Genomic DNA, 6,098 nt, shown 5'->3' with positions numbered 1-6,098 from the left:
CAATAAATTAACGTTCAACGGCTACAACTGTCAAAAGACCATACCAAACAGACTATTTAGGGGTTGCTGAAAAAGAAAAAGAAGCTGACAATATATAGATTATCTGACCAAAGAAGTATATTCAGGTGCAAGACTTAAGGGTAGGATAGTCCAAAATCCTTGCATCACCGTGACCATCAGTACTAAAGCGTGCTGTTTGTAACCATGTACCGAAAATTTCAAGCAAGTTATCATCAGATAATCGTTGGGTAGTTCTGGCATCTTTAGTACCCTGGGCAGAATTTGAAGACGAATATTCTGACGAATTCTCTAGAGAGATGGGAGCGCCAGCAAAGCCATTGAGGATGGCATTAGGAGCATTAATAATTAAAGAAAAACTAGGGATAAGCGACAGAGAAACAGTAGAACAAATTAAGGAGAACCCTTATCTACAGTATTTTATAGGGATGTCTTCTTATAGTAACGAAACTCCATTAGACCCATCCGAAAACTCGCAAGCCGATATTTACAAGGCTTTGAGACCAGTCCTTGCAGATTCTGTTTCAACGTAGAAATCAGGATTTAATATAGTTACTGATAGTTTAGAGCAGAAAAATACATAATCTTGTCTCACGCAGACATAATTTTTAGTTAATATAAATTATCTAGGTAAAACCAAAGTTCCAATTCGCAGTCTTACCAGACCACAAACTAACAAAATTATTTCATTATAAACATCAGAACTCAGTCTAAATCTTTGTGATGCAATTTGAAAAATTTTCACAACACGTATTAAATGCTCTACAAATATACGCTTACTAGATAAAGTTTTATTTTCTTCTTTTTGTTGCTCGTTTAAATTTTGTTTCCTTTTCCTTTTGTCAGGGGTAGTAATATTTTTCCCACCCTGGTACGCTTTATCACCTTCAAATTCTTGCTGTTCATCAAATTTAGTAAGTTGTTCTCGAAATAATTTTATATCTGCCGTTGAACCTGGGAATCTTACTTTCACATCAATTATGTCTTTTCCCTTTGGCAAGGAAACTCCGCAGGTTTTTTACAGTATGCTGTTTTTTCTTGCCCGAGAAGAACTTTTTTTGTTCTTCGTTGTCAGATGGTCTATCAATCGGCTGTTCTAGACTATCAACCAACAACTTAAAATTCGTTAATATTTCTTGTACAATCATTAAATCTCCTTTTTGATTTTCGACTTGTTCCAGTAAAGTAGAAGGGAGAATCTTCCGGAATATTTGTCTCCAATAATGAAAAGTATCGTTCGCTTCAGTTTTTGATATACCAAACATCATTCCCAAAACTTCAAATGTAGGTATTTGTCTCAGATAAAACAAGCACAAACATACTTGTTCTGGGATGGATAATAATTCCTTACGTCCACCTCCACGACGATGTATTCTAACTTTGCTTTGTTCAAGTTTAAACTGTTCTTCTTCATGACATTTTTTTGCACATTTGACCAGGTCAATAAATTGGTCATAACTAATTCCCAAAAGTTGCTTGGCACGCGAGGGATACTTTTGTATATAATCGAAGGTACTAATCATTTAATCAAGTAATGGTAGAAAGTCAATTTTACTTTCTACCATTTTTTTGTACCCAAATCATATTCCGGACGAGTCTAGTAGAACACCTCAATTCATCCCTTTATTATGCAACGCCAGATATCGAACCACTAAGACACACAAAAAAAACGGTTTTCATGGTTAAGAGTGTGCGCAATTTCTTCAACGGCTCCGAGAGTTTTTAAAGTCGCTTTCTGGGCTGAACTTAAACCTGTAACGCCTTGAATGTTCATACCTTCATAAGGACGAGGCGATCGCAAAATCTGCAAACATTCTCCTGTTGCAATATCCCAAAGCCGAATTGTCTCGTCTTGAGAGCCACTAGCAAGGATATTACCGTTAGGATGAAAGGCGATCGCCCAGATCCAATTACTGTGTCCTTCTAGTATTTTCAGACATTCCCCCGTTTGGCTATTCCAAAGCTTAATAGTTTGATCGTGACTCGCACTAGCAACGATCTCGCCGTTGGGACTAAACTTGACATCAGTTACAGTGGTTCTGTGTCCCTGCAATGTTTGCCAACAGTTCCCTGTGGTAATATCCCAAAACTTAATTTTGTATTCTCTATCGCCAGTAGCTAAGACTTGACTGTTGAGACTAAAGGCAATTGACCCAATAAAGCAATAGTATCCTTCTAGGATCTGAAGACGTTGCCCTGTGCTTGCATCCCATAAATGAATGCTATTTTCGCTCATACTAGCTAAAAATTTGCCATCAACACTCCAAGCTACTGAAAATATCCAACCTGTATGTCCTTCTAAAGTTTTCAGGCATTGTCCAGTTGTTACATCCCAGATTTTGATAGTCTTGTCTGCACCTCCACTCGCCAGGGTTTGACCATCTGGGCTATAGGTCAGTGAAAAGATAAAACTACTATGCTCCCTTAAGGTTTTGAGACATTCGCCTGTATCGACATTCCAGAAACGAATTGTGCTGTCTAGGCTACCACTTACTAATGTCTGCCCATCAGCACTGTAAGCCAGGGCCATAACGTCGCGAGTATGACCATACAAGCTTTTTAGGGAATTTCCATTAGCAATATCGCACAATCTCACTATATGGCCTGTAGTACCAGCTAAGAACTGACCATCTGGGCTGAAAGTTACTGAGCCAATAAAAACTGGATATCCTTGTAAAGTCTTGATGCATCGTCCTGTAGACACTTGCCATAATCTTATACTTTGGTCTTCAGTACCGCTAGCGAGAGTTTTGCCATCTGGACTAAAGGCAACTGACCATACACGAGTGGTATGACCTGACAAAGTTTTAATGCATTTTCCTGTGTTAAGGTCCCATAAACTAATTACAGAGGCTTCGCCTGCGATCGCCAAAGTTTGAGCATCGGGACTAAAAGCAATTGACCAAGCTAATTCGATGTGCGGTCCTTGTAAAGTCTTCCAGCATCTACCCGTGCTAACATCCCAAAGTTTTACCGTTTTGTCTTCACTTCCACTGGCGAGAATTTTTCCATTCGGACTGAAGGTAACTGACCAAATTGCTTGATTGTGTCCTGCCAAAGTATGTAGACATTCACCAGTGTTGATATCCCAGAGTTTCACCGTTTTGTCTTCACTTCCACTGGCGAGAATTTTTCCATTCGGACTGAACACAACCGGACCAATGATATTAGTCTGCCTTTCGAGTGTTTTTACGCACTTACCTTCACGGACATCCCAGATTTTGATTGTTTGGTCTGTTCTGCCACTAGCTAGTAGGTTACCATCCGGGCTGAAGCTCGATAACCAACTTCGTACTGTATCCTGATGTAAGGTATGCAAGCATTGCCCTGTGTTTACATCCCAGAGTTTAATAATGCCATTCTCACAGCAACTTGCTAGAGTTTTGCCATCTGGGCTGAAGTTTACTTGCCAAACCCAGCCAGGATGTCTCTCAAGATGTCGCAGTTGTTGACCATCTTCTATATTCCACAGGCGTACTCCGCCATTGGCATCACCAGTCGCCAGCAGCTTACCATCAGGACTGAATTTGACGGTAAGAATGTTGACCAAAGCCTCATTAAAAGCTGATTTTTTCAGATCTGTATTGCTTAAATTTACCTGATACAGATTTATACTTTGAAAACAAGCTTGCCAGATTGTCAAACCAGAAAAATCCCAGCCTGTAAAATCAACTTTTAGCTGACGCAGTAGATTGATTGTATTGCCGCCAGCATATCCAGGTATTGCTGAAAATTTGGTTTGCAATATGGAAATAATCTCTTTAAGTCGCCTCTCAATTGCTGCTCGGTTTTTCAAGGTAGTTTTTAACCGACTCAATATCGGTGCCAAAATCACCCGTTTCTGACTTTCACTGACATAATCTTTAGCCGTAGCTTCCATCAAGGCGTAGGCATTGAATAATTCAATTTCTCCAGTGACGATTTCACTACAAACTTGTTGAATCAGTTTGTCAGTCATGTATTCCATGACCACAGGTTGTTGGGTATAGCTGCCTGATTGCTGTTCGATGAGCGATCGCCCTTGCAAAGATAACAGCACTTCTAGTAATTCTCGTTTAGAGATGGTTGGTACAATATCTTCTTCTAATTCTGTGAGCTTTACCCATTGTCGTTTGATTGCTAGCCAATACATGACTTGCTTTTCGTTGGCAGATAGACGATTAAACTGTTGCTCTAATATCTGCCCAATATCACCAAAAACTATAGGAGCCTGCTGGAGAAATTGCCTAACATTTCCATCAAATAAGCGTTGAATTGTGGTAGCAACAATTTTCAAAACTAGAGGATTACCTGTATAGCTTTGAATTAATTTTTTACATTCAGCCGCTGAAGTCACTAGTCCTTTGGTTGCCAGAATTTGCTGTGCTTCTGTTTGTAACAACCCAGTAAGTTGCAGCGATCGCACTGGTAAGCTTTCCCCTTCTCTAACTGCGAAACCAATTGGTTTTTCCCGACTTGTAAATACCAAACAACTTTGATGGCGTTCATCTGCTACCCGTCGAAAAAGTTGCCCGTATCCTTCATATCCAGAACGATAGGAACCGGATCTTTTGCCACTTTCCAAAATCGATTCAACATTATCTAGGACTATCAGACAACGTTGGGAGGACAGATAATTCATCAGGCAAGAAATTTGACTATCTACAGCGTCTGGCAAATTTACTTCCTGCTGATCGGAAACAAATAAAATTATTCCCTTGAGTAGCTCAACTATAGGTGGAGCATTCCGCAGACTGCGCCAAATTACATAATCAAAATTGTCCTGTAGTTGTTCTGCTAACTTTACAGACAAAGCTGTTTTACCAATTCCTCCCATACCTAGTAGCGCTACCAAACGGCATTTTTCCTTAACAATCCATCCTTGTAGTTTTGCTTGTTCTGCCGTGCGACCATAGAAGATAGATACATCTATTGCTTCTCCCCAGTCTTGGTGCGGTTGTGTCTTAGGAGTTGCGTCTATTACAGGGGTCAGTATTTGTAACTCTGCTTGTGGGAGACTTGAATAGCGCCGTCTCAATACAGATTTAATATTACTTTTGTTGACACTTTCTCCTAATGCTTTTGAAAGAGTCTGCCATAAACGATACCCCACATCTCGGATATAATCATCGTCATAGCCGGAGCTTTCAGCAATCTGTGCATAAGTGTAACCTTCCCAAGACTGACGCAGCACTAGCTCTTGAATGTTACTTAAATGCTTTTGCTGTAACACTTGATCTAAAACCAGCATTGCTTGCTCAAACGTCAAATCTATTGCTCCCACAGGCTATAAGAAAAAGTTTATGGCAGTATTAACTATTAAATTTGATTTATAAAGCTGATTTTAAGCTTGATTTCTTAAAAACAACCATTTTTTAATTTTTATCTGATTTTTTATGATTTTTTCTCACTTTCTTACAGTATAAATAGAAAGCTTGCTCTAAATTGTTTTCTTCCTAACAAAATTTAAATCTTCATTAACAGTTTTTTAATTTTTTTGGCATTAGAATTGTCGTTGAGTAATTTCTCAAAAGACTCGTTGATATTCCAAGGATAAATTATTAGTAAAATACCAAGCATTTGATATAATCTATAGCTTTTTGTGACATATTGATGATAAATACTTTATGACCTAATCCAGTTTGTCACATCATTACAATCCCAATATTTCTTAATCGATCACAATTTTACATGTGATAAAACCAGAAGTTTCAAGTCGGTGAAGTACAGATTCTCAGCCTCAAACCCAAGCATAAAGAGTATTTTAGTTCTGAATTCTGCTATAACTATTAATCATTGAAGCAAAGGTCTTAAGAGATTAACTATTTTTATAGGCAGCAGGCTTCTACTAAAAGAAATAAAAAAAATTACAATAAAATGTGATAATATACACAATTATTATTAATAATTGTCAAAAATTTGTTTATCTGTATTAAGTCCAAGTTTTGGCTGTGGCTGTTTCGGAATGCATGAGTTCGCTTTTATCAGAGCCTTTATGTTCAGAATATCTATAAAAAGTGAGGAAATTATGAGGATTGTATTAATTTTGATTTACAAAAAACCGCTAAAGTTGCAGTCTAGTCAATGCATATAATTAGCTA

Annotated in this window: 4 protein-coding genes and 1 pseudogene; 1 reads left to right on the top strand and 4 read right to left on the bottom strand. The window is 38.2% G+C overall.

The genetic code is table 11. From position 1 onward, the window contains the following. Positions 1 to 99 precede the first annotated feature (99 nt). Entirely contained in the window at positions 100 to 261 is a 162-nt protein-coding gene (locus BV372_RS35895; protein ID WP_179197954.1) for a hypothetical protein, read from the bottom strand. Between BV372_RS35895 and BV372_RS02945 the strand changes: the two are divergent. After that, positions 216 to 485 (top strand): annotated as a pseudogene (locus BV372_RS02945) (transposase); the annotation flags it as partial. The gene BV372_RS35895 and the pseudogene BV372_RS02945 overlap by 46 nt on opposite strands. 155 nt (positions 486 to 640) lie before the next feature. Here the strand turns inward: BV372_RS02945 and BV372_RS37360 are convergent. The 3 genes from BV372_RS37360 to BV372_RS02930 form a co-directional block, all read right to left on the bottom strand. Continuing rightward, positions 641 to 1,018 (bottom strand): transposase family protein, encoded by a 378-nt coding sequence (locus BV372_RS37360; RefSeq protein ID WP_086683020.1) that lies wholly within the window; start codon positions 1,016 to 1,018, stop codon positions 641 to 643. Then, a complete protein-coding gene (locus BV372_RS37355; protein WP_086683017.1) occupies positions 993 to 1,541 on the bottom strand; it encodes a transposase family protein in 549 nt (182 codons plus the stop codon). Before BV372_RS37355 ends, BV372_RS37360 begins: the two co-directional genes overlap by 26 nt. A 128-nt stretch (positions 1,542 to 1,669) precedes the next feature. Continuing rightward, entirely contained in the window at positions 1,670 to 5,266 is a 3,597-nt protein-coding gene (locus BV372_RS02930; RefSeq protein ID WP_086683040.1) for an NB-ARC domain-containing protein, read from the bottom strand. Positions 5,267 to 6,098 lie beyond the last annotated feature (832 nt).

It is taken from the genome of Nostoc sp. T09 (assembly GCF_002154695.1).
In the GTDB taxonomy this organism is placed as follows: Bacteria; Cyanobacteriota; Cyanobacteriia; order Cyanobacteriales; family Nostocaceae; genus Aulosira.
This window is presented reverse-complemented; position numbering and strand designations above follow the sequence as displayed.

Bases quoted from the DNA above. Each gene is read 5' to 3' on its own strand.
- BV372_RS35895 (WP_179197954.1), bottom strand. From the start codon at position 261: ATGCCAGAACTACCCAACGATTATCTGATGATAACTTGCTTGAAATTT.
- BV372_RS37355 (WP_086683017.1), bottom strand. From the start codon at position 1,541: ATGATTAGTACCTTCGATTATATACAAAAGTATCCCTCGCGTGCCAAG.